This is a genomic window from Streptomyces sp. NRRL B-24572, from assembly GCF_002156145.1.
Lineage (GTDB): Bacteria > Actinomycetota > Actinomycetes > Streptomycetales > Streptomycetaceae > Streptomyces > Streptomyces vietnamensis.
Genome location: NZ_MWIG01001183.1, coordinates 1 through 1,376, shown reverse-complemented (window position 1 = coordinate 1,376; position 1,376 = coordinate 1). Strand labels below are relative to the sequence as shown.

The window sequence follows — 1,376 nt, the reverse complement described above, 5'->3', positions numbered from 1 at the left end:
CCTTGCGCCTCATCTCCCGGACCCGGTCCGGGAGATGAGGCGCAAGGGGAAGAGGCTCCACCGCAACTTCAGCTGGCTGGCCGCGCTCGGCGTCCTGCTGGTCATCGGCGGTGTCGTCGGCCTGATCTACACGGCTGCCGCGACGCTGACCTCGATGCTCCTCTTCGGCTGGCTGCTGCTCATCGGCGGGCTCGTGGGCCTGCTGCAGGCCGTCCAGTCGCGCGGCACCAGCTACTTCTGGCTCGCCGCGGTGGTGGCCGCACTGAACATCGCGGCCGGTGTCGTGGTCATCCGTCACCCGGAGGGCTCGGCGGAGGCGCTGACGCTGTTCGCGGCCCTGCTGTTCCTCACCGGCGGGCTGTTCCGGCTGGTCGGCAGCGTGGTGGTGCGCGGGCCGCAGTTCGGCTGGACGCTGTTCCAGGGGGCCTTCGGGCTGCTGCTCGGCCTGCTCGTCCTGTTCGACTGGCCGCACAGCAGCCGGTACGTCCTCGGCGTCTTCTTCTCGCTGGCGCTGCTCTTCGACGGGCTCGGCCTGATCGCGATCGGGGTGGGCGGCAGGCGGATCGTCAGTATGGTGACCCCGTCGGCGCCGACCGCGGGCCCGCCCCCTTCAGAAAACGGGCAGGAACAGTCGAACAACTGACGTTGGCATACTCAGCCGATCAGAAGGTGGTCGATACGTGTCGACTTCTGGTCAGTAGCCCGGTCGGGCCTCGGGTATTGCCAAGACTCGATCCGTGGCGAGAATCGAGCACGAGGGTGGGAACGGGATCGTGGAGACCCACGGAGGTGTCCCCGCCCGGCAACCGTCCTACGAAGGAGTCTGGCGCTTCACCGCTGCAGCGGTCGACGTCTCCGTCCCGCAGGCCCGGCACGCCGTACGCGACCTGCTGGTCCGCCAGGGCGTCCCCGTCCATGAGGAGATCATGGACGGCCTGCTGCTGATCGTCTCCGAGCTGGTGACCAACGCCGTACGGCACGCGGCGCTGCTCTCCCCGGAGATAGCGGTGGAGGTCGCGATCGGCCCCGAGTGGGTCAGGGTGTCCGTCGAGGACAACCACCCGTACCGCCCCAAAGCCCTGGAGGCCGACTGGGGTCAGACCGGCGGCCGCGGGCTCCTCCTGGTCCGCGAGATCGCCCAGGAGGCCGGCGGCGCCTGCGACGTCGAGCACACCGCGAGCGGCGGGAAGATCATCTGGGCGGCGCTGCCCCTGGGGACCGTCTGACGGAGCGGGTCGGGCGCAGCCCCGGGGCCGGCCCGACGAGGTGCGCCGGGCGCGGCCCCCGGGGCCCGGTCGACGAGGTGCGCCGGATCGGGCGGATCGCCGGACACCCCCGGCCCCGATGGCACCGGGGCCGGGAGGCGCGCCTCCCGG

At 71.4% G+C, this 1,376-nt stretch carries 2 protein-coding genes; both read left to right on the top strand.

Going from position 1 to position 1,376, the window contains the following annotated elements; all coding sequences use genetic code 11:
• Positions 1-34 precede the first annotated feature (34 nt).
• Entirely contained in the window at positions 35-643 is a 609-nt protein-coding gene (locus CCN56_RS41175) for an HdeD family acid-resistance protein (protein WP_086832594.1), read from the top strand.
• A 130-nt stretch (positions 644-773) separates the two neighbouring features.
• Positions 774-1,226 carry an ATP-binding protein gene (locus tag CCN56_RS41170; protein WP_086832593.1) on the top strand — a complete coding sequence of 151 codons (453 nt, stop codon included), beginning with the start codon at positions 774-776 and terminating at the stop codon, positions 1,224-1,226.
• The last annotated feature ends 150 nt before the right edge of the window (positions 1,227-1,376 follow it).